The 24,574-nt window shown below is 67.5% G+C and carries 19 protein-coding genes; 10 read left to right on the top strand and 9 right to left on the bottom strand.

What is annotated here, in order from left to right; all coding sequences use genetic code 11:
• The first annotated feature begins 118 nt into the window (after positions 1-118).
• Complete coding sequence (locus E0H50_RS02850) at positions 119-1,171, top strand: Lrp/AsnC family transcriptional regulator (protein ID WP_131284376.1); 1,053 nt, start codon at positions 119-121, stop codon at positions 1,169-1,171.
• Between the two features lie 15 nt (positions 1,172-1,186).
• On the opposite strand, the gene E0H50_RS02845 is transcribed toward E0H50_RS02850, so the two are convergent.
• From E0H50_RS02845 to E0H50_RS02810, 8 genes are all read right to left on the bottom strand, one after another.
• On the bottom strand, positions 1,187-1,723 hold the full coding sequence (locus E0H50_RS02845) for a dihydrofolate reductase family protein (RefSeq protein ID WP_131284374.1): 537 nt from the start codon (positions 1,721-1,723) through the stop codon (positions 1,187-1,189).
• A gap of 79 nt (positions 1,724-1,802) precedes the next feature.
• Positions 1,803-2,489: a helix-turn-helix domain-containing protein gene (locus E0H50_RS02840; RefSeq protein WP_165546982.1), complete on the bottom strand. Its 687-nt coding sequence runs from the start codon at positions 2,487-2,489 to the stop codon at positions 1,803-1,805.
• Positions 2,490-2,535: 46 nt separating this feature from the next.
• On the bottom strand, positions 2,536-3,567 hold the full coding sequence (locus tag E0H50_RS02835) for a hypothetical protein (RefSeq protein WP_131284370.1): 1,032 nt from the start codon (positions 3,565-3,567) through the stop codon (positions 2,536-2,538).
• Positions 3,564-3,752 carry a hypothetical protein gene (locus tag E0H50_RS02830; protein ID WP_131284368.1) on the bottom strand — a complete coding sequence of 63 codons (189 nt, stop codon included), beginning with the start codon at positions 3,750-3,752 and terminating at the stop codon, positions 3,564-3,566. Before E0H50_RS02830 ends, E0H50_RS02835 begins: the two co-directional genes overlap by 4 nt.
• An 842-nt stretch (positions 3,753-4,594) precedes the next feature.
• A complete protein-coding gene (locus tag E0H50_RS02825) occupies positions 4,595-5,425 on the bottom strand; it encodes a DUF72 domain-containing protein (RefSeq protein ID WP_131284366.1) in 831 nt (276 codons plus the stop codon).
• Positions 5,422-5,874 carry a GNAT family N-acetyltransferase gene (locus E0H50_RS02820; RefSeq protein ID WP_131284364.1) on the bottom strand — a complete coding sequence of 151 codons (453 nt, stop codon included), beginning with the start codon at positions 5,872-5,874 and terminating at the stop codon, positions 5,422-5,424. The genes E0H50_RS02825 and E0H50_RS02820 overlap by 4 nt, the downstream gene beginning before the upstream one ends.
• 68 nt (positions 5,875-5,942) lie before the next feature.
• A complete protein-coding gene (locus tag E0H50_RS02815; RefSeq protein ID WP_131284362.1) occupies positions 5,943-7,022 on the bottom strand; it encodes an inositol-3-phosphate synthase in 1,080 nt (359 codons plus the stop codon).
• A complete protein-coding gene (locus E0H50_RS02810) occupies positions 7,019-7,603 on the bottom strand; it encodes a PadR family transcriptional regulator (RefSeq protein ID WP_131284360.1) in 585 nt (194 codons plus the stop codon). The genes E0H50_RS02815 and E0H50_RS02810 overlap by 4 nt, the downstream gene beginning before the upstream one ends.
• A 215-nt stretch (positions 7,604-7,818) precedes the next feature.
• Here E0H50_RS02810 and E0H50_RS02805 point away from each other — a divergent pair, with 215 nt between their 5' ends.
• The 4 genes from E0H50_RS02805 (at position 7,819) to E0H50_RS02790 (ending at position 13,306) form a co-directional block, all read left to right on the top strand.
• Positions 7,819-9,300: a short-chain fatty acid transporter gene (locus tag E0H50_RS02805; RefSeq protein ID WP_131284358.1), complete on the top strand. Its 1,482-nt coding sequence runs from the start codon at positions 7,819-7,821 to the stop codon at positions 9,298-9,300.
• Between the two features lie 126 nt (positions 9,301-9,426).
• On the top strand, positions 9,427-11,658 hold the full coding sequence (locus tag E0H50_RS02800; protein WP_131284356.1) for a transglycosylase domain-containing protein: 2,232 nt from the start codon (positions 9,427-9,429) through the stop codon (positions 11,656-11,658).
• A 92-nt stretch (positions 11,659-11,750) separates the two neighbouring features.
• On the top strand, positions 11,751-12,944 hold the full coding sequence (locus E0H50_RS02795; RefSeq protein WP_238150729.1) for a mannosyltransferase family protein: 1,194 nt from the start codon (positions 11,751-11,753) through the stop codon (positions 12,942-12,944).
• Positions 12,945-12,991: 47 nt separating this feature from the next.
• A complete protein-coding gene (locus E0H50_RS02790) occupies positions 12,992-13,306 on the top strand; it encodes a hypothetical protein (RefSeq protein WP_131284354.1) in 315 nt (104 codons plus the stop codon).
• A 159-nt stretch (positions 13,307-13,465) separates the two neighbouring features.
• On the opposite strand, the gene E0H50_RS02785 is transcribed toward E0H50_RS02790, so the two are convergent.
• Entirely contained in the window at positions 13,466-17,404 is a 3,939-nt protein-coding gene (locus E0H50_RS02785) for a GH92 family glycosyl hydrolase (protein WP_238150728.1), read from the bottom strand.
• A 328-nt stretch (positions 17,405-17,732) separates the two neighbouring features.
• Here E0H50_RS02785 and E0H50_RS42735 point away from each other — a divergent pair, with 328 nt between their 5' ends.
• From E0H50_RS42735 to E0H50_RS02755, 5 genes are all read left to right on the top strand, one after another.
• Entirely contained in the window at positions 17,733-18,368 is a 636-nt protein-coding gene (locus E0H50_RS42735) for a hypothetical protein (protein ID WP_165546981.1), read from the top strand.
• On the top strand, positions 18,361-20,184 hold the full coding sequence (locus tag E0H50_RS02775) for a hypothetical protein (RefSeq protein WP_165546980.1): 1,824 nt from the start codon (positions 18,361-18,363) through the stop codon (positions 20,182-20,184). Before E0H50_RS42735 ends, E0H50_RS02775 begins: the two co-directional genes overlap by 8 nt.
• The gene (locus E0H50_RS02765) at positions 20,181-22,865 is read left to right on the top strand and encodes an ATP-binding protein (protein ID WP_165546979.1); all 2,685 of its coding nucleotides are present in this window, start codon (positions 20,181-20,183) and stop codon (positions 22,863-22,865) included. The genes E0H50_RS02775 and E0H50_RS02765 overlap by 4 nt, the downstream gene beginning before the upstream one ends.
• Before the next feature lie 138 nt (positions 22,866-23,003).
• Positions 23,004-24,206, top strand: coding sequence for a hypothetical protein (locus E0H50_RS02760; RefSeq protein WP_131284343.1), 1,203 nt, complete (start codon positions 23,004-23,006; stop codon positions 24,204-24,206).
• Entirely contained in the window at positions 24,203-24,550 is a 348-nt protein-coding gene (locus tag E0H50_RS02755) for a hypothetical protein (RefSeq protein WP_131284342.1), read from the top strand. Before E0H50_RS02760 ends, E0H50_RS02755 begins: the two co-directional genes overlap by 4 nt.
• The last annotated feature ends 24 nt before the right edge of the window (positions 24,551-24,574 follow it).

Raw genomic sequence — 24,574 nt, 5'->3', positions numbered from 1 at the left:
TGGATACTGTCATCCGCGCACTCAGGATGCTCCTCCCTCCGCGTGATCGATCAAATCCTTGTCATGACATCGCAGGGAACTTGCGTGCGGGCCGTGACGCATGCGGGGATTTTGAGTTGTGGACGACGTAGATTTCCTGCTGGTTAACGCCTTACAGCACCGGCCGCGCGCGAGTTGGTCCCAGCTCGAGGCGATCGTCGGCGGCGATGCGTCGACCCTGTCGCGCCGCTGGAGCCGGCTCGTCGACAGCGGCCTGGTCTGGAGTTCGTGCTTCGCGGTGAGCCCGGGTGATCCTGATCGCCCGGACGGGCGCCTCGACTCCGCGGTGCATCCGCTGACCGGCGTCCTCGCCATGGTCGAGGTGTACTGCACCGCGGGCAGCCGCGAGAGCGTCATCGCGGGGATCGCGAAGACACCGTCGGTGCTGACCGTCGAATGCACCTCCGGCGGGCCCGACCTGATCCTGACCTTGTCCTGCCCGTCGGTCGCCGAGGTCGACGCCTACGTCGCCATCGAGCTGGCCGCGGATCCCGGCGTACGCCGGACCCGGACCCACTTCACCCGCACGTTCTTCAAGGAAGGAACGAGCTGGCGGCCCGGCATCCTCAGCGAACGTCAGGTCAAGGCCCTGCAGGCGTTCCCCGCGACCGGCATCGACGCGCCCGCGGTACCCACCCGTCTGCACGAGCTCGTCATCAACGCCCTGGCCGGTGACGTCCGCAGATCCGCGACCTCGATCGCGGACGAGATCGGCCGGAGTGTCGCCACCGTCACCCGTGCGATCGGGCAGATCCTGCACGCGCCCTGGGCCCGCACCCGGGTCGACTTCGCGCACAACCTTGTCGGGTACAACGCGTCGGTGATGGTGTGGTTCAGCGTGCCGCATCATCAGCTGGAGATGGTCGGTGCCGGACTCGCCCTGATGCCGGAGACCCGGATGTGCTGCTCGGTGGTCAACCGGGCCAACCTCGCGGTCACTTTCTGGCTCCGCAGCCTGCGTGATCTCGACGCTGTCGAAACCAAGATCGCGCGCGCCTTTCCGACTGCGCGGACCGAGGAACGCTGGCTGCTCCCACGCTTCCCCAAACGCCTGGGCCACACCCTCACCCCGAGCGGCCACCACGCCGCCTTTGTCCCACCGACCCGCCGTCTGACCGCAGGACGCTCCTGACGGACGGCCTGCCCGTTAGTGCTTCGGGGCGTAGGTCAGGACGACGACACCGTTGCCGACCTCCGTCACGGCGGCGAGGGCCAGCTGGGTTGGCGAGATTCCCGCGAGGAGACTTTCTCCGGAGCCGGCGACGAAGGGGTGAACCCAGAGCCGGAGTTCGTCGAGCAGGCCTGCTTCAACCAGGGCGCGGCTGAAGGAGCCTGTGCCGTACTTCAGAAGTGTGCCCTCGCGGGACTTCTTGAGTTCGGCGACCGCTTCGACGCCGTCACCCTGCAGGACCTCGGTGTTCCAGGTCGCCTCGGTCAGCGTGCGCGACGCCACGTACTTCGGCAGCGGGTTGATCAGGTCGGCGAGTTCGCCGGACCGCTCGGGCCACGACGTGGCGAACACGTCGTACGTCTGCCGGCCGAGCAGCAAGGCATCGGCCGTCTCCAGCAACGCCGCGGCGTGCTGGTTGTGAGCATCGCCCTGGAAACCTTGCTGAGCGCCCCAGAACGCATCGCCGGTCACCATGCCGTCCAGTGAGATGTACGTCGATTCGATGAGTCTCATGGCGACGGAAGCTACCCGCCCGGCTGAGGGCTCGTCTTGTACCGAAGCGCAACGAATTCACGCGCGCCGGCAGCCGCACTCACAGCCCCAGGACCACACTGCCTCGCGCCACCTCCGCAGGGGTGTGTCCGATGAACCGCCGAAGCGATCGGGTCAGGTGGGGCTGGTCGTAGTAGCCCGCCCCGACCGCCACTTCCGCGATCGTTCGGCCCGCGTGCAGCATCCGGACGGCGTGCCTGGCGCGTTCGATGAGTCCCAGCGTCCGCAGCGGTAGGCCGACTGCACGCACGAACCGGCTCTGCGCCGTTCGTGCCGGCATCGTCCGGAGGCCGCCGTACCAGAGCTCTTCGATCATGGGGTCGACCAGCAGCAGTCCCTCCTTCCGAAGCCGATCGATGAACACGTCGATGTTCTGCGGCGTCGGCATTTCCCAGGGGCGGCCGTCCAGCAGGATGCGGCCGTCCGGCAGCGTCGGCAGGACCGAGTCACGCAGGTTCGTCAACCGCGCCGGCGGGAAGAGGGGCAGATACGCGCCGACCCGGAAGTCGGCGCCGAAGTACTCCGAGTCCGCCGAACACACCATGGTCGTTGCCTTCGTCGCCGGACCGCGGAGGTGCACGGCCCAGGTTCCTCTGATGCGGGCGAAGCCGATCCCGGCGGTCACCGATGCCAGCGAACTGAAGGCCGTCGGACTGTCGCACTCCGCCGACCAGATCTGCGTCAGCGGCCCCATCGGCCCACTGACGATGTGACTCTCCAGCCCCATGAACGCCAGTGAAACAGAATCCCCGACACACGTCATCACCGGTCGGCTATCCACAGCTCTCCAGCGATCGCGTGGACGCCGGAGATCTGCGGGTGTGAGCGGGGTGGAGGGCGGCTGGGGGTAGGACGGCTGGGTGGAGGGCGGCTGAGGGTTGGGTGGGTCTTGGAGGAGTCACACCTGAGAGGGCTGCTTCGTGAGGGGACGGGATGCGGCGGGCGGGATGCGGGAGGGCGCAGGGGTCGGGTTGGCTGAAGGAGTAGGTGGCTTCGGTGGTGTGGGTCTCGTGGTGGAGGTGAGTGAGGATCTGGGCGGCGGTTGCGTGGGAGTGCTTGGTGGCGAGGCCGGGTGGGTCGAGTTCGTAGGCTTCCAGGTGGGCGAGGCCGGAGCGGAGGATCGACTCCAGGCGGGATCGGGTGTCGGTGCCGGATGGTTCGAGGTCGGGGAGGCGGGTGGAGTCGTAGACGAAGTCGACCAGGAGCGGGAACTGGCCGGCGGCGGTTTGGCGGTTGAGGAGGCTGAGGGTCTCGCCGGGTGGGAGGCCGTTGCGGGTGTCCAGGTCGGTGGTGATCTCGCGGATCGCGGGGACGAACGCGGCGTAGTAACCGTCGGACCGGACGGAATCGATGCCTGGGGCAACCTTGTCGATGCCGAGTCGGTGGATGAAGTCGTCGAGGTGGTCCTGGGCCCAGGCTTCGGTGACACCTTCCTCGAGCTGGCGGCTGCCGAGTTTCGTGAACGCTTCGCGGGCCGCTTCCTGGGTGGCGTCGGCCGGCCCGAGGAAGTGCGCGTGCTCGTGGAGCAGGGTGGCCAAGGACTCGCGGTAGGCGATGAGCGTGCGGGTGGGACGTTTCGCGCCCGCGTGTTCGTAGAGGTGGCGGAGTGGGTCGACGATCGATTCGCGATCGAGGTAGAGCGTGCCGTCCCAGTGGGCGAGGCCGAGCATCGCGCTGGACGACTCGATGATGTGACCGTTCCAGGCGGACCGATCCGCGCCGGCGAGTGCGCGAGCTGTCTCCCCGCTGATCGCGAACAGTTCGAGGACCGAGGTCGGATGCGGCGCCACCGCAGTCGTCGTCACGAGCGGTAGGCGGTCGCGAGCCGGACGAGGGAGTCGGCGGTGCGGCGAATGCGCACCCTGTCGTTCGGGTCCTCGGCCTGCGCCGCGAGCCGGCCGAGTTCGGTGATCAGCCAGTCGGCGCGGGCCTGCCGCTCAGCGCGTGTCTGCGCCGCGGCGTTGGTCGGCGTACCTGTCGAATGCTCCATGAGATGTCCTCCCGAGTCGTGAAGTCGGCGGAGAACATACGGAGATCAGAGCCCGAATCTGCAGGCAAGTTCGGAACTGTGGATAACTCCAGGGGACGCGCAGCACCAGACGCAGAAACCCGACCCACCGCAGGTCACAAGACGGGTGCTCCGGCTCTCCTGACGCACGGGTGGTTGGTTGGGCTGCTGGCGACCTCTCGCCCGCATTGCCGCCCGCACTCGTGGTTCTCGAGTCGTGGACTTCAGCTGCACCGACCGGCCGACCGGCGAAGCGAGGGCCGGGAGTGGGGACAGGCCCTGGTGACTGAGGACAGGAAATGTCAGGCGCCGACCCACCATTGCCTGTCCCCAGTCACCAGATCGGGCTCGTAAGCGCCCACACATCGGACACGAGAGCCGGTCATCCCCAACGCCGTTCGGTTAGGCGGGGCAGTGTGTTGTCAAGCTGCTGTGGGCTGAGACAAGACGTGGTGGGTGGGGACCTGGTATTGCCTGTGTCCAGTGATCGTTGCTTGTCTCAGGTCACGGTCCGCGGCATCCCGTCGAGCCGACCCGACCCCGACCGTGAGCAGGCGAGCCGTTGCCCGCGGACCGAGGGTTGCCCGCCAACCGGAAGCAGCCAAGCCTTTGGTGGGTAGGCGTCCGAGATGCTGGGTCTGCGCCCGGTATTTGGGTCGCCAACCCGGCATCTCGGACGTCTACCCACCACATGACGCGACAGGCGACCCGGCGCAGAGCGCAATCCTTGACATGGCCGCCCTTTCCGCTCACCGAACGGCGTTGGGGTTAGCCCCCGGTACATGAGCGGAGAGCCCGCCATTCGAGGGCATAACCCGGCGGGGCTAGAAGAGGGTTGGTGGGTCGGGTTCGATCGGGTCGGGGAGGGGCGCGAGCGTGGGGACGGCTGCGGCGACGGTGGTGTGGAAGTGGCGGGCGAGGTTGAGGGCCTCGACGTTGTCGGGGGTGTGCAGGAAGATCGTCGGGGAGCGGCCTTCGGAGAGCCAGGTGACGACCAGGTCGACGAGGTACGCCCAGCCGTCGACGGTCTCGGCCACGGAGTCGCGGCCGATGTAGCGGACGATCGGGTGGCCGGTCAGGGCGCGGGTTCGGCGGGCGACCCGCGGCTTCTTCATCCAGGCATCGCGCTCGGCCAGGCTGGTCGGGCGGTGGGCGAAGAGCGTGCCGGTGTCGAACGGGATCCACTCCGCGTTCGCCCGCGCCAGGACGCGTTCGAGGTTCGTCGCGGCGCGGGGATCGTCGAAGAAATCGCGGTGCCGGACTTCCACGGCGTACCGGTGGTCGCGGGGCGCCTGATGGAGGAACGTGGCCAGCGCGCCGAGGTCGGTCGGTGCGAACGCGGCCGGGAGCTGGATCCAGACCGCGTGGTTGCGCGGGCCGAGCGGCTCGATCGCGGTGAGGAAGGCGCGGAGCTCGGCGTCGACGTTGTTGAGCCGGTGTTCATGCGTGATGACCTGCGGCAACTTCACCACGAACCGGAAGTCGGCCGGCGTCTGCGCGGCCCAGGAAGCCACCGTCGACGCGGACGGCGTCGCGTAGAACGTCGTGTTGCTCTCCACCGCGTTGCACCACGAGGCGTACGAACGCAACTTGTCCCGCGAAGGCTGCGGCCACGCGGCATGAGTCCACTGCGCGCAACCGACGTACAGGTTCACAACGCCCTGACGTACTGCCGACAGACATGCACCCGCCGGAAACGCGCACGCATCGAGGCCTCGAGCGAAATCGGTGCGTGCATAAACGCATTCACCGGCTTGCCCAGACCCTCGGGCGTCTCGAAACCGTCGGCGTCGTCCTGCCACGACTTGTAGACATGGAGATAGCGAAAGTTCTCCACGAACCCGGACCGCTGGTACCACTCGTTCGCGGACACGTCCCCGCGCGTCCAGGCGTCGAGTACGTCGACACGCAAGAGGGGCACGACTGCCTCGAGCAACTGTGAGGCGATGCCGGCGCGTGTGTGGTCGGGGCGTACGGCGAGTACGTCGATGGTGGGGCGGTTCACCATGATGTCGTCGTAGTACTCGGTTTCGAAGAAGCTCAGGAGGCGGCAGCGCAGCCAGCTGGGCTCGTCTTCGTCGCGGTACTCACGGATCTCGGTCATCCGGGGTCATGATGGCACGCCGCCCCGACACCCGGGGTGGGTGTCGGGGCGGTTCTGCTACCTAAGGGTCAGCGCTCGACTTCGCCGCGGATGAACTTCTCCACCAGGTCGCGGCAGACGTCGTCGGCGTACTGCTCCGGCGGGGACTTCATGAAGTACGACGACGCGGACAGGATCGGGCCGCCGATACCGCGGTCCTTGGCGATCTTGACCGCACGGATCGCGTCGATGATGATGCCGGCCGAGTTCGGCGAGTCCCAGACCTCGAGCTTGTACTCCAGCGACAGCGGTACGTCGCCGAAGTTGCGGCCCTCGAGCCGAATGAACGCCCACTTGCGGTCGTCCAGCCAGGCCACGTAGTCCGACGGGCCGATGTGTACGTTGCGGGGCTCGATCTCGTCGCGCAGCTGCGACGTGACGGACTGGGTCTTGCTGATCTTCTTGGACTCCAGACGCTCGCGCTCGAGCATGTTCTTGAAGTCCATGTTGCCGCCGACGTTCAGCTGGTACGTGCGGTCCACGGTGACGCCGCGGTCCTCGAACAGCTTGGTCAGCACCCGGTGCGTGATGGTCGCACCGATCTGCGACTTGATGTCGTCGCCGACGATCGGCACCCCGGCCGCGGTGAACTTGTCGGCCCACTCCTTGGTGCCGGCGATGAACACCGGAAGGGCGTTCACGAACGCGACACCCGCGTCGATCGCGCACTGCGCGTAGAACTTGGCCGCCTGCTCCGAACCCACCGGCAGGTAGCAGACCAGGACGTCGACCTGCGCCTCCCGCAGGGCCGCCACGACGTCGACCGGCGCCGCGTCCGACTCGGTGATGGTCTCGCGGTAGTACTTGCCGAGGCCGTCGAGGGTGTGACCGCGCTGGACGGTGACGCCGGTCGACGGTACGTCGCAGATCTTGATCGTGTTGTTCTCGCTGGCGCCGATCGCGTCGGCGAGGTCCAGGCCGACCTTCTTGCCGTCGACGTCGAACGCGGCCACGAACTCCACGTCCCGGACGTGGTAGTCGCCGAACTGGACGTGCATCAGACCCGGGACGCGCTCCTCGGGCTTCGCGTCACGGTAGTAGTGCACGCCCTGGACGAGCGAGCTTGCGCAGTTGCCGACGCCGACGATCGCTACGCGAATCGAGGTCATCTGGAATCTCCTTGGGTAGGCGGGTGGTGCTGGTCAGGGGGCCGCTGTTGCCGCCGCTCGCCGTCGATCAGCTCGTTCAGCCAGCGGACCTCGCGCTCGGCCGACTCCAGGCCGTGCCGTTGCAGCTCGAGGGTGTAGGCGTCGACCCGCTCCGCCGTCCGGCTCATCGCCGCCCGGAAGTTGGCCAGCCGCTCCTCCATCCGGGCCCTGCGGCCCTCGAGGATGCGCAACCGGGTGGCCGGATCGGTCCGGCCGAAGAACGAGAAGCGGACGCCGAACGTGTCGTCCTCCCAGGCCGACGGGCCGGCTTCGTGCATCGCGTGCGCGAAGTAGTCCTTGCCGTCGGCGGTGATCGTGTACACGATCTTGGGCCTGCGACCCGACTCCGGCGTCCCGGGGTCGGCTGTGATCAGCCCGTTGCGGAGCATCGCCTTCAGACACGGGTACAGCGAACCGAACGACAGCACGCGTCCCCAGCCGAACTGGGCGTTGACGCGCTTGCGGAGCTCGTAACCGTGCATCGGCGCTTCGTGCAGCAGACCGAGTACGGCGAGCTCCAGGACCCCACTGCGGTTTCCCATGAGCCACCTCCCTCGGTCTAGTTTGTCATGACGTGATGTATCGGTTCGATACATCGTGCCGCCACTGTAAGCAGAGCCGGTGGCTGTGGACAACTCTTGACAAATACGACCTTTGTCACCTTCACCGAGCGGCACGCGCAGGAAACCTGTTACGTCAGACGCCGATCTGCGTTAATCGAATGACACTCAGCGTCGTAGCCCGGGAGCGGACGGTAATGACCGACAGTCATGGGAAGCACGCCAAGTCCGACGTGGAGGCCGACGGCGCGCTCGCCCGGCTGGCGCTGCGGTTCACCGCGTTCACCGAGAAGTGGCTGCCGGACGCGTTCGGTTTCGTGCTGGTCGGCACGTTCGTGGTGCTGCTGTTCGGGCTCGTCACCGGTGAGCCGCTGCTGAAGCGCCCCGACGACCCGGCCGCGACCAAGGGCTTCGGCCTGATCGATGCCTGGGGCATCGGGTTCTGGTCGCTGATCACGTTCACCCTGCAGATGGCGATGATCATCATCGGCGGGTACGCCGTCGCCACCAGCGGACCGATCGCGCGGTTGATCACCCGGCTGGCCCGGATCCCGAAGAGTCCGCGGTCGGCGGTCGCGTTCGTCGCCGCGGTCGCGATGCTGGCGTCGTACCTGAACTGGGCCTTCAGCCTGATCTTCGCGGCGATCCTGGCGCGGGAGGTCGCGCGCAACGTGCCGAAGGCGGACTATCGCGCGCTCGGTGCGATGGCGTTCCTCGGGCTCGGGACCGTGTGGGCGCAGGGGTTGTCCGGTTCGGCGGCGTTGCAGGTGGCGAGCGCGAGCAGCAGCCCGGCGCCGGTGCAGGAGGTGATCAAGGCCGGCGGCCACGCCAGCGGGCTGATCCCGCTCAGCGACACGATCTTCACCTGGCAGGCGCTCGTGGCGACGCTGATCGTGTACGTCGTCGGTGTCGCGATGGCGTGGTTCATCGCGCCCGGCGAGAACAACGCGCGGACCGCGGAGCAGATCGGGATCGAACTCAAACCACTCGTCGGGCGCGGATCGGCGTACAACGGCCAACGCCAGGAAACGCGGAGGCCTGGGGACTGGCTCGAGCACTCGCCGTTGTTCAGTCTGCTGATCGTGCTGCTCGGTGCGATCTACCTGGTCCGCTACTTCAGTGGGAAGAGCTTCTTCAACGCGCTCGACCTCAACACGGTCAACCTGATCCTGTTCCTGCTCGCGATGCTCCTGCACTGGCGGCCGTGGCGGATGGCTCGTGCGGTGCGCGACGGTGCGCCCGCGGCGGCCGGCGTACTGCTCCAGTTCCCCTTGTACGGCGGGATTTTCGGGATGATCGCCTACACCGGGATCTCCGCGCGGCTCGCCGGGTGGCTGGTGCAGGCGAGCAACCAGTTCCTGTTCCCGCCGCTGGTCGCGATCTACTCGTGCATCCTCGGCATCTTCGTCCCGAGCGGCGGCAGCAAGTGGGTGATCGAGGCGCCGTACGTGCTGCAGGCCGCGAACGAGTTGAAGGTCGACGCGGGCTGGATGGTCGTCGTGTACGACCTCGGCGAGGCGAGTGCGAACCTGCTGCAGCCGTTCTGGATGCTGCCGACGCTCGCCATCCTCGGCCTCAAGGCGCGCGACATCATGGGCTACACGTTCACGATGTTCCTGGCGTGTTTCCCGGCCGCGCTGATCGCCGTGACATTGCTCGCACCGCACGTCACGGGGTAACCGCTTGCAGCGACTTTGGGCCCGGCAGCAGGTGCTTGCTAGCATCCGGAGCGGATTCGGGCCTGTTACCACACCCACCGTAGTCTGTGGGGCAATGACTTCAGCGAGATCGTCGAGGATTGCACAGTGAGTGAAGCTCGTAGGAAGGCCGCCCCGCCGCCCCGGCGCAAGAAGCACTGGGCGCTCCGGGTACTCGGCTGGCTCGCCGCCCTCCTCTTCCTCGGCATCATCGGCTCGGTCGCGGCCTTCTTCATCGTCTACCAGACCACGAAGATCCCGGACCCGAACAAGGAGTTCGCCACCAACACAACCACGGTGACGTACGCCGACCAGCGCAACCCGCTCGGCTCGTTCTACGAGCAGAACCGGCACACGGTGCCGCTGTCGCAGATCCCGAAACACGTTCAGGACTCGGTGATCGCGGCGGAGGACCGGACGTTCTGGACCAACCCGGGGATCTCTCCGAGCGGTATGGTCCGCGCGGCCGTGAACATCGCCCGCGGTGAGCAGTTGCAGGGTGGTTCGACGATCACCCAGCAGTACGTCAAGATCATGTACCTGACCCAGGAGCGGACGGTCTCGCGCAAGCTCAAGGAACTGTTCATCGCGACCAAGCTCGGCCGGCAGCAGGACAAGAGCAAGACGCTCGAGGGCTACCTGAACACGATCTACTTCGGCCAGGGTGCGTACGGTATCTCTGCTGCGGGGGCCGCCTACTTCAAGCAGCCCGACCCGAACAAGCTGTCGATTCAGCAGACTGCCCTGCTCGCGACGGTGCTGAACAACCCGTCGCTGTTCGATGTCACCGATTCGGATCCGCGGACGAAGAAGCGGATCATCGATCGGTACCACTACGTCCTCGACGGTATGCAGCAGATGGGCACGATCACCGAGGCCCAAGAGAAGCAATACGGCAACTCGCTGCCGAGTCTCAAGGACCTGAGGAAGAAGAGCAGCCGGTACGCCGGCCCGAACGGTTTCCTGCTCGACATGGCCCGCAAGGAGCTGGCACAGCGCGGCTTCGACGAGGACGAGATCACCGGCGGCGGCCTGAAGGTGACCACCACCTTCAACTACACCCAGCAGAAGCGGATGCTGGACGCCGCGAAGGAACAGCCGAAGAAGAACGCCGGCCTGCACGTCGGGATGGCCGCCGTGCAACCGGGCACCGGTCAGTTGCTGGCGATGTACGGCGGGCCGGACTTCCTGAAGAGTCAGTTGAACTGGGCAACGACGAAGGCGCGACCGGGCTCGTCGTTCAAGCCGTTCGCACTGGCCGCGGCGCTGAAGGAGGGCAAGTCGCTCTGGGACACCTACCAAGGCGACAGCCCGATCGTGATCCAGGGCCAGAAGTTCGGCAACGAGCTGAACACCGACTACGGCGACGTCACGCTGATGAAGGCGACCGAGCAGTCGATCAACACCGCCTTCTACGAGCTGGTCGACAAGACCATGGAGGACGGCCCGAGCAAGGTGGTGGACGCCGCCGAGGCGGCCGGCATCCCGGCGTCGAAGACGCTGGAGAAGGACCGGCAGGCGCCGGCGACGGTGCTCGGCCCGGACGCGTACGCGTCGCCGGTCGACATGGCGAACGCCTACGCGACGTTCGCTGCCGAGGGCAAGTACACGCCGCTGCACGTGATCAAGGAAGTCCGCGGTCCCGACGGCAAGGTGCTGTGGTCGGACGCGAGTGTCATGAAGCAGCAGAAGCAGGCCTTCACGCCGGAGATCGCGAACCTGGTCAACTTCGCCCTGCAGAACGTGGTCGAGAAGGGCACCGGCGAGGGAGCAAAGGATCTGGACCGCCCGGTCGCGGGCAAGACCGGTACCGCCGGTGGTGTCGCGGTCGAGGACCGCAAGGAGAACGCGGCGTGCGACGGCTGTAAGGACGGCTCGGCGACGCTGACCTCGTGGTGGACGGGCTACACGCCGCAGGAGTCCACCTCTGTGCTGTACCGGGCCGGCGCCACCGGTGAGTCGGACCTCGACCCGTACAGCGACGACCCGGCCTTCTTCGGTGGCAACTGGCCGCTGAAGACCTGGCTGGCGTTCATGAAGGCCGCCCTCGACGGCGTGCCCGAAGCCGAGTTCGCCGATCCGGACAAGGACCAGATCAAGGACACGTCGACCCCGACGTACACCCCGCCGCCGAGTACTCCGCCGCCGAGCACGCCGCCGCCCAGTACTCCGCCCCCGAGTACTCCGCCGCCGAGCACGCCGCCGCCGTCGAAGCCGACGAACACCCCGACCAAGACCAAGCCGACGCAAACGACGACGACCCCGGTCATCCCGTCGCTGCCGACCGGCGGCACCACCAAACCGAAACCCACCGACACGCCGAGAACACCCGGCGGCTAGTGGCGTCCGCGCACTGGCTCCGGCCAGTGCAACCTGGATGAGGGACGATGGGGCTGTGACTCGGGTGGACTGTGGTGTGCGGCGGTGGGGGCGTGTTTGAGCGCTCGGCTGCCGGTGAGCCCAGGCCGGGGAAGGCTCGGCGGGCCCGGGTCGACGGGGTGGGCTGGCAGCGGTGGATGCCGACGCCGGTGGCTCGGGAGGTGCTCGGGTGGTGGCTGGTCACCCGGGTGGCGCTGTTCGTGCTGTCGGTCTCCGCGCCGCTCATGTTCAACCGGGGCAGTGACTACCCGAACGTGTGGAAGGCCTGGCTGCAGTGGGACGTCTGGCACCTGAAGGCGGTCGCTGAGTTCGGCTACAACCACGGTGAGCCGTCCGGTGCGCCGCTGGCCGCGTTCTTTCCGGGCTTCCCGGTGCTGGTCCGGCTGGTCAGCTACACCGGTATCGGCTACGTTGCCGCCGGCATCGTGGTGTCGGCCGTCGCCAGCGCCGTGGCGGGTGTGTACCTCGCGCGCCTGGCGCAGTACGAGTTCCCGGAGCTGAAGGGCATCGGCCCGAACGCCGCCATGGTCTGGTACGGCGCTCCGGTCGGGGTCTTCCTCGCGGCCGGGTACACCGAGGCGCTGTTCTGCGCCTTCGCGTTCCCGGCGTGGCTGGCCGCGCGGCAGGGGCGGTGGGCGCGCGCCGCCGTCTTCGTCGCGCTGGCGTCCACGGTGCGGGTGTCCGGGCTGTTCCTGATCTTCGCGTTGCTCGTCGAGTTCGTGACCTCGAAGAAGCGGGACTGGTTGTCGCTGCCGTGGCTGGCGCTGCCCGTCGTACCGGTGCTCGGCTTCATGGCGTACCTGAAGCAGATCCACGGCTCCTGGTTCGCCTGGCAGGACGCGCAGGAGAAGGGCTGGGCGCGGGAGTTCACCTGGCCGTGGATCTCGCTGATGCACACTTTCGAGGCCGCGAGCAAGGGCCACTTCCCGGCCGACCGCAGCGACTGGACCTGGATGTTCCGGGCCGAACTGGTCACGTTGTTCATCGGGCTGGTCCTGCTCGCCTGGCTGTTCTGGCGCCGGTCCTGGGGCGAGGCAGCCTGGGTCGCCGCCACGATCGGTGCGTTCTGTACGTCGTTCTGGATCTACTCACTCACCCGGGCCACCCTGCTGATGTGGCCGCTGTGGATCGGTCTCGCGGTCCTGGCCAGACGCAGACCGTGGATCGGTCGCCTCTACCTGGCCGTGGCGATACCGCTGGCGGCGATCTGGGCCGCCGGCTTCTTCACCGGCCGCTGGTCCGGCTGAGTAGTTCTGCTCAGGCGCTGGCCCTGTCGCGTACTTACCGTGGTCCCATGGAAGCCCGGACGGTCGGCAGGGTCGCCCTGCAGGCGCTCGTCGTCGGCGTGATCGCAGGCGTCGCGTACGCGCTGATGCGTCAGTTCGGTGCGCCGCTGTGCCCGCCGACCGGGGCGAGCTGCACCGTCGAGAGCGGTGGCGCGTTGTTCGCCGTACAGCTCGGTGGTGTGGCCACAGCGCTGGCGCTGCCCGTATTGGCGCTGCGGGCCGGTCTCGGATGGGTGTTCGCGGTCGCCGCGACGGCCGGAGTGCTGGCCGTGAACCTGGTCTGGTTCCTGTCGTTGTCCGGCATGTGGACAGTTCTGGAGTGAGGCAACCCTCGACGGGGTTCGAGCGTCGATAGGGGTGAAGGGGTGGCAGTCCGGGCGGGGACCGCCACCCCTCCTTAAGTTCCGGCGGAACCTCTCAGGGGCAGGCTCCGCCGACCACACCGAGGGCGACGGCACCAGCCGCCGCCCTCTGGTCATCTCTCAGCCGTAGTTGCGGTCGATCGACTGGGACGGGGTCGGGCTCGGCTTGGTCTCGGCGACGCGCTTGTCGCTCGGGTGCGTACCGGTCTCGACGCCCTGCAGGGTGCCCAGCAGCTCGATCTCCGACAGCGTGACGCCGTCAGCGGGCGGAGTGAACACCAGGCGGTACTGCGTGTACGCCTTGGGCGAGGCGATGCTGAAGGACCTCGTGTACGACGTCCACGGCCACTTCTCGCCGGTACGCCGGTCGACCGTGCTCCACGTCGTACCGTCGTTCGAGCCCTCGAGCGTCCACGCGGACGGCGCCGTACCCGTGGCACCACTCGTCAGCGTGTACATACCGACCGGACGACCCTGAGGCAGCGCGACCGTGACGGTCGGCTGGGCACCGGTGAGGGTGACCTGGGTCTTCGTGTCGTTGTCGATCAGGGCGGACACGTCGGCACCACCCGCACCGATCACGGCCCCGGTGTCGGACGTCGAGTCACGCCACGTCATCGGGTCCTCGCCGGGCTTGGTGATCGACGGCGGGGCGTCGTTCCGGCCGGTGCCCCACTTGCTCGGCTGGTCGGTCATCTCGAACTCGATCTTGCCGCCGTTGGCGATCAGGTCGTGCGGCAACGCTGTCGAGGTCCAGTTCTTGCCGTTGACCTTCACGCTCTTCACATAGATGTTGCGAGAGGAGTTCTGCGGTGCGCTGATCACCAGCTTCTTGCCGCCGGCCAGCCGGACGGTCGCCTTGGTGAACAGCGGCGAGCCGATCGCGTACGACGGTGAGCCGACCTGCAGCGGGTAGAAGCCCAGCGAGCTGAACAGGTACCACGCCGACATCTCGCCGTTGTCCTCGTCACCCGGGTACCCCTGCCCGATCTCCGAGCCGGTGTACAACCGCGACAACGCCTCACGGACGAGAGCCTGCGTCTTCCACGGCTGGCCCGCCACGTCGTACATGTAGGTGATGTGGTGCGACGGCTGGTTGCTGTGGCCGTACTGCCCCATCCGGACGTCACGCGCCTCGAGCATCTCGTGGATCGTGCCGCCGTACCCACCGGTGTGCAACGCGTCTTCCGGCGTACTGAAGAACTCGTCGAGCTTCTTCGCCAGACCGTCCCGTCCGCCGTAGATCGCGGCCAGGCCGGCCCCGTCCTGCGGAGTGGAGAACGCCATGTTCCACGCGTTCGTCTCGGTGTAGTCGTGGCCCCAGTCGCGCGGGTCGAAGGTGCTCGGGGAGTTGCCCCAGACACCGTCCGGGCCCTTGCCCTGGAAGAAGCCGACCGTCGGGTCGTAGAGCGTGACGTAGTTGCGGGCCCGGTTCAGGAAGTACTTGTAGTTGTCCAGGTACTCCTGCTTGCGCGGGTCGTTCTTCTTCGCCTTGTCGTACAGGGCCTTCGACATGTTCGCGATGCCGTAGTCGTTGATGTAGCCGTCCATCGACCAGCTGAAGCCCTCACCGGTGGTGTTGGCGGTGTAGCCGTTGAACGTGGACAGGTCCATGCCCTTGCGGCCGACGTTCTGCGACGGCGGTACGACGGACGCGTTCTTGACCGCGGCGTCGTACATCGCCTGGACGTCGATCCCCTTGATGCCCTTGAGGTAGGCGTCCGCGAAGGCCACGTCGGACGACGTACCGACCATCAGGTTCGCGTAGCCGGGGGAGGACCAGCGGGAGATCCAGCCGCCGTCCTTGTACTGCTGGACGAATCCGTTGACCAGGTCCGCCGCCTCGTCCTGCGCGAACAGCGAGTACGCCGGCCAGACGGTGCGGTACGTGTCCCAGAACCCGTTGTTCACATAGGTCTGACCGGCCACGATCTTCGAACCGGTCGTGGTCGGGGTGTCGGTGCCCACCTTCGGCGAGGTCGGCGACGCGTACTTGATCACCGGGTCCTTGACGGTCCCGGTGTTCTCGGAGCCGTTGTTCGGGTAGAGGAACAGGCGGTAGAGGTTCGAGTACAGCGTGGTCAGCTGGTCGGCCGTCGCGCCCTCGACCTCGATCGTGTGGAGTTTGGCGTCCCACGCGGCCTGTGCGGCGTCCTTGACCTTGCCGAACTTCGATCCCGCGGGAAGCTCCATCTCCAGGTTCTTCCGGGCCTGCTCGGTGCCGATCAGCGACGTGGCGAGCCGCAGCTGCACCTGCGTGGTCTTGGCGTCGAACATGAAGTACCCGCCGACGTTCGCTCCGCCACCGTCGGACAGCTTGCCCGAGGCAAGTACCTTCTGGTCCACGACGCCGTACACGAACAACCGGCCGGCGCCCGTGGACAGTCCGCTCTTGACGTCGGAGTACCCCGTGACCACGCCGGTCGCCGGGTCGAGCGTCAGCCCGCCGTTGTTGTTCACGTTGTCGAAGACCAGCGACGCCTTGCCGGCCGGGAAGCTGAACCGCAGCAGCGCGGCATGGTCGGTCGGCGCGATCTCGGCCGCGTTGCCGTTGTCGAACGTCACGCCGTAGTAGTACGGACGGGCGATCTCGTTGTCGTGGCTGAACGACCAGGCGCGCGCCTTCCGGTCCGCGGTCGGCGTGCCCGCGACGGACGGCATCACCTGGAAGGTCTGCCGGTCACCCATCCACGGGCTGGGCTCGTGGCTGATCGACAGCGCCTGCATAGTCGGCTTGTTCGCCTCGTTGTTGCCCTTGGCGTAGTCGTACAGCCAGGAGGTGGACCCGGCGTTCGTCACCGGCGTCCAGAAGTTGAAGCCGTGCGGTACCGCGGTCGCCGGGAAGTTGTTGCCCCGCGAGAAACCGCCGGTCGCGTTCGTGCCGCGGGTGGTCAGCGCGAGATCCGACGGGTGCTTGGCCGCGGTCTTCTGAGCCGCGCGGTCCGGGTTGATCGCGGCGGCGATCCGGACGTCGTCGATCCAGCCGCGGAACTCGGCCGGCCCGGACGGCTTGTCGTACCCGACCAGGATCCGCGTGATCGTCTTGCCGGCGGCAACCTTGCCGAGATCGGCCTCGACGTTGTTCCACTGGTTCGTGTAGAGCGCCTTGGAGTCGCCCTGCCCGCGGGGGCTGAGCTCGAAGCCGTGGTGGTCCTTGGCCTTCAGGTCGCTCAGGTAGGTGCCGTCGGAGAACGCCAGGTCGAGCGCCGCGTACGTGCTCGGGTAGCTGAGGTCGCCCTCGACGTGCTCCGGGAAGATCTTGTACGAGAGGCGGGTGTCCTTACCCACCTTCAGGTCGACGTCGGACACCTTGTTCCATGTGTACCCGCGGCCTTCGGCGTCCTGGTGCCCGGCGTACCGGAACGACTTGACCCCGGTGAAGCCGACGCGGGCGCGAGCGTTGTACGCGCTGGTCGGGCCGGAGTCGAGACGCGACTCGGCGACCGGGCCGGGTGGCGGCAGCGGGGCGCCGTTCGACAGGTACCAGTCGGCGAGCTGGACGATGTTCTCGCCGTGGTTCAGCGTGATGTCCAGCTTGAAGTACGTGTACGCCGTGTCGTTGGCGAAGCTGTACTCCTTCGTCTGGAACCGGTTCTCGAAGCTCTGACCGGTCCGGGTGTCCAGCGTGGTCCACGTGGTGCCGTCGTTCGAACCCGAGATGGTCCAGTTCTGCGGGTCGCGGCCGTCCGCGTCGTTCGCGGAGGTCAGCGCGTACTTCTTGATCACCACCGGGGCCGAGGTCTGGTAGACCAACCAGCCGGTCGGCTCGAACACCAGCCACTTGGTGAACTTGTCACCGTCGGCGGCGTTCGTGGCGATCTCGCCGCCACCGGTGTTCTCGCCGTTCGCGGTCACCTTGGTGACCTTGTCCATCTCGCTGCCGCCGATCCCGGTCGGCGTCGGCCCGCGCACCCCGTCGGTGCGTGGCTTCCCGTCCGGACCGGTCTCGACGGTGTCGGTGTAGCCCGGCTGTGGCTGGCCCGGCTCGAACGAGGTGAAGTACGACGTACCGCTGACAACCTCCTGTGGAGAGGCCGGAGCAGCGTGCGCTGGCGTCATGGCAGTAGACATTGTCACAACCAACGTGAGAGACGTGACGAGACCCAGTGGGCGGCGGAGATCCATCTACGCTCCTTGCACGGCCGGACCGACGCGACCCCCGTCCGCCGGTGTGGGTACGCGGCCCCGATGACAAGGTTGTCAGCCCACGCCCGGCCGGAATCGTCTCCCGCCGATCACGCGCGGTCAAGGCCTCGTCGCGTTCGGTCCGCTTCGAGCCGGAGTTTTCCACAAGTGGCAACGCGATCGGGCTGCGACAGGCACAGGCGGTAACTACAGTTACCTTGCGCGGTCCGCTGGGGAGACCGCACGTTCTCGGGAGGACGTAGTGGCTGTCGAACGTGCCGGGCTGGTCCGTCGGCAGCACACCCACCTGCTGTTACCCCATGCCTCCCTGGACGCCCCGCAGCGAGCCCTGTTCGAGGTGGCACTGCGCCCGGCCGGCTGGACGGCGGATCTGGACGACACCTCGACCATGTCCCTGCGCTGGAACCGTGGCGACGCGGCTCTGCGAGTGCAGACGCTCGGCTGGTTCCCGCTGCTGGTGACCGTGGGACCGATGGGGAAGGCGACCGCTGTCCACCGGGACGCCGCCGCGAGGCTGACCTCGGCGGTGCTGGCCGGCGGCGGGAAGAGCTTCACGGACCAGCAACTGGTCGAGTACCTGCCGCAGGCCCAGGCGCGCTGGCAGCGCGCCCTGCTGGAACGTCGACGGTTGTCCACAGCCGAGCGGTTGTTAGCGGCCCGCCGTTGTTCGTACTGCGGCTCGTGGTCCGACCTGTCGGCGACGCACTGTGCCGGGTGTCGCCGGCGGTTCACCACAGCTGACGACGCTGAACGTGACTCGACCGTCAGCCGTGCTTCGGCAACGGTCCAGGAAGCCGAGGCGATCCTGGCGGATCTGGCGCGTGGCGTGGTCCTGGAGCGGTTGAACGGTGCCCCGGCTGGTGTGCAGCATGGCTGAGCCGGCGGTCGCGACGCGTGAGGCCGAGCAGTGGGGCTGGGAGTACCGCGGGCGAGAGGTAGTGGTCGTAGAGCAGCAGGACCCGCCCGTACCCGCCGTACCGCCGCCGTCGGAGCTCGCGACGCTCGAGACCAAGCGGGCTGCCGCCGTACGGATGCGGCCTGTCCTCACCTGGACGGTGGTCGCTGCGGTCGTAGCCACCGGTGTGGTCGGTGTCGTGGTCGATCCGTTGGTGGCATTGGTGCCCGCGGCGGTAGCGCTCGGCCTCGGCTGGTTGTGCTGGGGGCGGCCGGAGCTGCTACGGCGGGCGAGCGCCAAGGAGCATCAGCTGTGGTTGGCCCACTGCGTCAGCACGATGGCCCGGTTCGAGCGCGACGTACAGGCGTGGCAGCAGGACCTGAGTGATCGGGAGCAGACCAAGTCCCTGCAGGTCAGCGCCGTACGCCCGTGGGTCCCGGTCGGCCCAGTGACGAAAGAGCGCGTCGACCTGTACGGCGGGACTGCCGCGGGCTGGCGTTCCGCGTTGCTCGCGATGGGGAGCTCGCTGATGAGCGCCGGCGGGCGTCTGGTCGTCCTCGACCTCACACAGAACGCCGTGATCGAGCCGCTGCGCCAGATGGCTTCCGACCACGGTGCACCGATCCGGTCCGCCGTCGTACCGGACGAGGCGCGCTCGCTGAACCCGCTCACCGGTCTGAGCGCTGATGAGATCGGTGTCGCGGTCGCGGAAGGGCTGCGCGCGGCCGAGCCCGAGCAGACCGAGTCGCGTGGTGTCGACGCGACCCTGGTGCAGCAGGTCGTCGAGTGCCTGACGGATGCTCCGGCGACCTTCACTCGGCTGCACCTGGCGTTCCAGGTGCTGCTGCGGCAGCTGCCTTTGGACCAGCGTGACGCGCTGACTCGGTCCGAGTACGCAAGGCTGTCCGATCTGTTGAGTGAGTCTGCCCGGCGTACGGCGGAGGCGCGGCTGTTCCGGCTGGCGGCCGGAGTGCAGCGGTTGTCCGCGGTCACCGGTGATGCGCCGATGGACGGGTGGGAGGACGACGACGTCTCGCTGCGGGTGTTCGAGCTGTCGCATCGCGAGCCGGAGCTGACTGCGTCGTTGCTCAGGCACCTGCTGTTCCAGATCACGATGGTCCGGATCCAGCGCGGTCAGCTGTCGGGGCGGGGCGAGCGGATCGTCGTCATCGCCGGGGCCGACGCGGTGGCGCGTCCGGAGCTCGAGCGGTTCGACGCCATCTGCCGACGCAACGGAATCCGCCTCGTGCTGCTGTTCGCGCATCTGCGGGACAGCGCGGTGGAGCTCCTCGGCGGCGGGGACGCCGTACTGTTCATGCGCCTCGGGAACGCGAAGGAGGCCGAGCAGGCCGCGACCTTCATCGGGCGGCAGCACCGGCTGGTGGCGAGCCAGTTCACGTATTCGCACGGGACGAACACGTCCACGTCGACATCGGACAGCACCACGCGCGGCAACAGTTCGTCGACGAGCGATTCGGTCGGCGTACAGACGTCGGACAGCCGGCAGGCGACGTTCGGGCTGCTGTTCAGTCGACGGCATCGATCCGGGTCCAAGACCTCGGGCGAGCAGTCCTCGTCGTCAACCACGGGCGGTACGTCGTGGTCGGAGTCGGCGTCGACGTCCGCGTCGAGCGGGACCACGGAGAGCACGTCGGTCGGGTATCAGCGCACGTACGAGTACTCCGTCGAGCCGACGGTGCTGCAGGGGTTGTCGCCGACGGCCTTTGTGATGGTGGATCCGTTGGATCCGGCCAGTCCGCGGCTGGGTGATTGCGATCCGCGGTTGGGTGCTTCGTGATCGCGTCCGGTGTCCCGCGGTGGCGGATCAGCTCGGTGCCGTTGGCGGGTGGTCCGGAGACAGAGGCGGCTGGGCGGCTGACGGCGCTGCGGCGCGGGTTGTTGCCTGCGTTGAGTGTGCAGGCGGCGGCTGGTCGGGCGTTCAGTTGTTGCTGGACGCGTCCGGTGGCCGGCGGGCCGATCGAGGTTCGGGTCGGGATCGAGCCTGTGGACGGCGCGGTTTCGTACCCGGTCGGCGCGCGGGCGGTCGCTGCGGACGCGGTCGACTTCGCTTACTGGGTGGGTGTGGACGGTGCGCACGACGTACTCACTGCGCTTCCTGAGGCTGAGGTGGAGCCGGCCGGGACGCTGGAGGATCTTGCGGAGGCGTTGCCGGCGTTCGCGTGGCTGGTGCGGGCTTCGCCGCTCGGCGCGCAGGATCGGGGCGAGTTGCTCGACGATCTTCACCTGCGGATGACGATCGGGCTGGACCGCGAGAAGATCTCGGGGCGTGATGCGCTCGAACTGGAGCGCGATCGCGCCCGGTACCGCGACTTCTCCGCCGCCCAGGGCGGTCTGTGGACCGTACAGATCCTCGCCGGCGCCACCGACGAGTCCACGGCTCACCTGATCGCACAAACCCTGTCCGGCACAGCCGACCTGCACGCCACGCCGTATACCCTTCACAACACCACTGGTTTGGAGCCGACTGGCTTCGCGGCGACCGGGGAGTTGCTGGCGGCCGTTGCGCGGCCGCCGGTGCGGGAGATCGCCGGGGTTCGCGTCGTCGAACAAGTGCGCTTCGACCTGACGCCTGAAACGCCTGCGGACGGGATCCCGCTGGGCGACGTCATCGACGCGTCCGGGCGCGCGGTCGGGACCATGACCGTTTCCCAGGACACCCTGAACCGGCACGCGTTCGTCGCCGGCGCCACCGGCTCGGGCAAATCGCAGACGATCCGCCACCTGCTCGAGGGCCTGACCGCGGCCGCCGTACCGTGGCTGGTGATCGAGCCGGCAAAGGCGGAGTACGCCGGAATGGCCGGCCGACTGGGCCCGGACTCAAGTGTCGCGGTCGTCCGGCTAGGCGACCCGGACGCCGTACCGCTCAGCCTGAACCCACTCGAACCGGAAGCCGGGTTCCCCCTCCAGACGCACCTCGACCTCGTCCGCGCACTCTTCCTCGCCGCGTTCGAGGCGAACGAACCCTTCCCACAGGTCCTCAGCCAAGCGCTGACCCGCTGCTACACGTCGTACGGCTGGGACCTCGCCCTCAGCACCGGCGGCCCGCAGTACCCAACGCTCGCAGATCTGCAGCTCACCGCACGCCAGGTCGTCGACGACATCGGGTACGGCGCCGAACTCGCCGCCGACGTCCGCGGCTTCGTCGACGTCCGCCTCACCTCCTTGCTGCTCGGGACACCCGGCCGATTCCTCGGCGGCGGGCACCCGCTAGACGTCGCGGACCTCCTCAGCCGCAACGTCGTACTCGAACTGGAAGACGTCGGCGACGACCAGGACAAGGCGTTCTGCATGGGCGTCGTACTGATCCGCCTGATCGAACACCTCCGCGTCCGCCGCGGCCCGTCGTCCACCCTGCGACACGTCACCGTCGTCGAAGAGGCCCACCGCTTGCTCAAGGCAAGCACTGACGGCACCGCCGGTCACGCCGTCGAGATGTTCGCCGGCCTGCTCGCCGAGATCCGCGCCTACGGCGAAGGCCTGGTCGTCGCCGAACAGATCCCCGCCAAGGTCATCCCCGACGTCGTCAAGAACTCCGCCCTCAAGATCCTGCACCGCCTCCCCGCCGCCGACGACCGCGAAACCGTCGGCGCCACCATGAACCTCGACACCCCCCAATCCCGAGCCGTCGTCTCCCTCCCACCCGGCCAAGCCGCCACCTTCACCGATGGCATGGACCGCCCCATCCTCGTCCGAATCCCACCCGGCGAGGAACGTGAACGCCGCGCTGCGTCACCTCCGACCGTTGCGGCGGCCGGTCGGCGAAGTCCAATCTGCGGAGTGAGCTGCCAAGACCGGCTGTGCACACTACGACAGATCGCAGACGCCGCACGGTTCCTCGAGGACAATCCGCGTTTCGTTCTCTGGGTCGAACTGCTGACGGTGGCGCACCTCGCCGCTCTCCCCAAACCGGTTCCGACAACCGCGTGGTCCTTCACCGACATCTCGCCAGAGACACTGCAGTGCGCCATCGCCGAGGTCGTGGGTCGTGCGGTGACGGGACGGGTCACCGCTATCGAGACCGACATCTCACCAGCTCTTCTGATCGATCATCTTGCCCGGACCGTGCTTGGCGTCCTCAGGGGGCAGGAGCTGCAATGCCCGGCAACGGAGATCGAGTGGCAGGCTGGTGATTTCAGGTACGCGGACGTCGCCGACGCACTGCGGTCGTACAGCGGGCCATGGGATGCGCCGCACCCTCTGACCTTGGAGTGGGAGGCCCGAGGCCTGAAGGTTTCGGGAGCGACGATCGAGGAACAGATCGGAAGCTTCCTGAAGTGCCGCTCGCCCGAAACCTCCACTGATCTGTTACTCGGCGACGGAAGACTTCTCAGCGCGGCCGCCCGGCTGTCGACAGCCTCGGAGCCGTACCTGCAGTTGCTGACCGCGACCCGCGGACTGACCGTGCCGAGCGGATGGCACCGCTACGTCTTCCGAATGCTCGAAACGGTGGGCGAGTAGCGCATGGATCGACCGTCTCGACCATCGGAACCCATCGAGCCGAGCGACCCCGACGAGCCGCGTCTCGACCCGGCCCCGGTCGACCGACGACCGGACGCGGAGATCGACAGGCGACAGGAACCTGCTGAGGATCGGGTCGTGTCGGAAGCGGCCGAGCCCGCTGACGAACGAGGCCGAGCCGAAGCAGACCGGCCCGTCGAAGCCAGGCTGTCCGACGGCACTCAAACGACCAGCCAAGAGACGCCTGATCACCTGTCTGCCGACCTGCGCGAGCAGATGCTCCGCGACCCGAGATTCACGCGCCTGGGTTGGGGCGCCGAGCCTGGCGTCGAGGAGCAGTACGTCGCGAGGGAGGCCGCACAGCCGGTGGCCGACGCCGAGTCTGATCAGTCCGAGGAAACCGTGACCGGCAGACGAGTTGCAGAGCAGATGGAGGACGAATCGTCCGGCGCAGCAACCGATGCCGAGGACAACAGCGGGGATCCGGCCGAGGAGGCAGCAGATGTATCCGTGCCGTTCTCGGTCGACACCGAGGTCGACAGCGAGCCGATCAAGTCCCGCTTCGACCGTTGGGATCCAGAGAGGCTGGCGATGGCGCGACCGCCGAAACCCGAGGTATCCGAGGCGGACGACGTTCAGCCTGATGACCGGACCGAAGGAAATGACCGACGGGCGGAGGACGAACGGAATGGAGTGGCCTACATCGCCGCCAGCAAGGACACCCGTCCCTGGCTGGCGCCGGCCGCGGAATGCGAGCCGATCGTCCAGAGCGTGTACGCCTCGATCGACCAGTCGGACGGTCATGGTCACATCCGCCACGGCGCGATGGGCTCCGACGAGATGCAAGCCCGCAGGGTCGCTTTCAACGAAGACCCGGCGCAGCCGGACCCCGAGAAACGGGCGCTTGGCGTCGACGGCATCGACGACTCCAAGCAGCATTATTGCGGCAAGGATTCGACGAGGGTTCATGACGCGACGGCTCTTGCCGCGGTCTATGTCATGGCGGCGGAGCACCCTGAGGTGCGCGCGGTGCTGGACAGGCCCTTCGACGAGAACGTCCAGCCTCGTGACATCGCCGTACCCATCGCGGAGCTCTTGGGGTCGGACGGTCACGAGTTCTGTTCGGGATTCACGCTGAAGGGCTGGCCGGAGGCGAAGGCTGCTCGGAAAGAATGGTTGCAAGTCGCAAGGGCCGGCGGGGATCTCTCGGAGATGCCCGAACCAGAGGTCGAACGGATTCCGACGTTCGAAGGCGGCGACATCAAGATCGTCTTCAAGCGGAATCTTGAAGCCAAGAGGTACGGAATCTACACGCTCTTCCCGCGTCCGTTCGAAGAATGACTGAGGAGATCCACGTGAGCTACTCCGGCGAGTACTGGCTGAAGCACAGCGATGCGCCGTTCGCCACCTTCCTGGCGGTTGTGCAGTCCCATCTTCATTCCGAGGCCGACCCGGACAACTTCGCCGCCCTGAAACGCCGGGCGCAGAGCGATCGCCCTGACGACGCGGAGTTGCAGACCTTCAGGTCGGAGCTGTCGCGGCTGTTGGCGGGCGACCGCGAAGGATTGCCGAGCGACGCGATAGGCCTCGCCGCCGACGGCGACGACTGGAGCACAGATGACGAGTTCCTTCTCTGGTTGTGGCAGCAGTTGTATCCGAACGAGCCAGTTCCGTCCGGTCAGTGACGGCTTGTATCGGCACTGTGGCTG

It is taken from the genome of Kribbella sindirgiensis (assembly GCF_004331435.1).
In the GTDB taxonomy this organism is placed as follows: domain Bacteria; phylum Actinomycetota; class Actinomycetes; order Propionibacteriales; family Kribbellaceae; genus Kribbella; species Kribbella sindirgiensis.
Note: the sequence above shows the minus strand (reverse complement) of the source record. Positions and strands in the feature narration are given on the sequence as shown.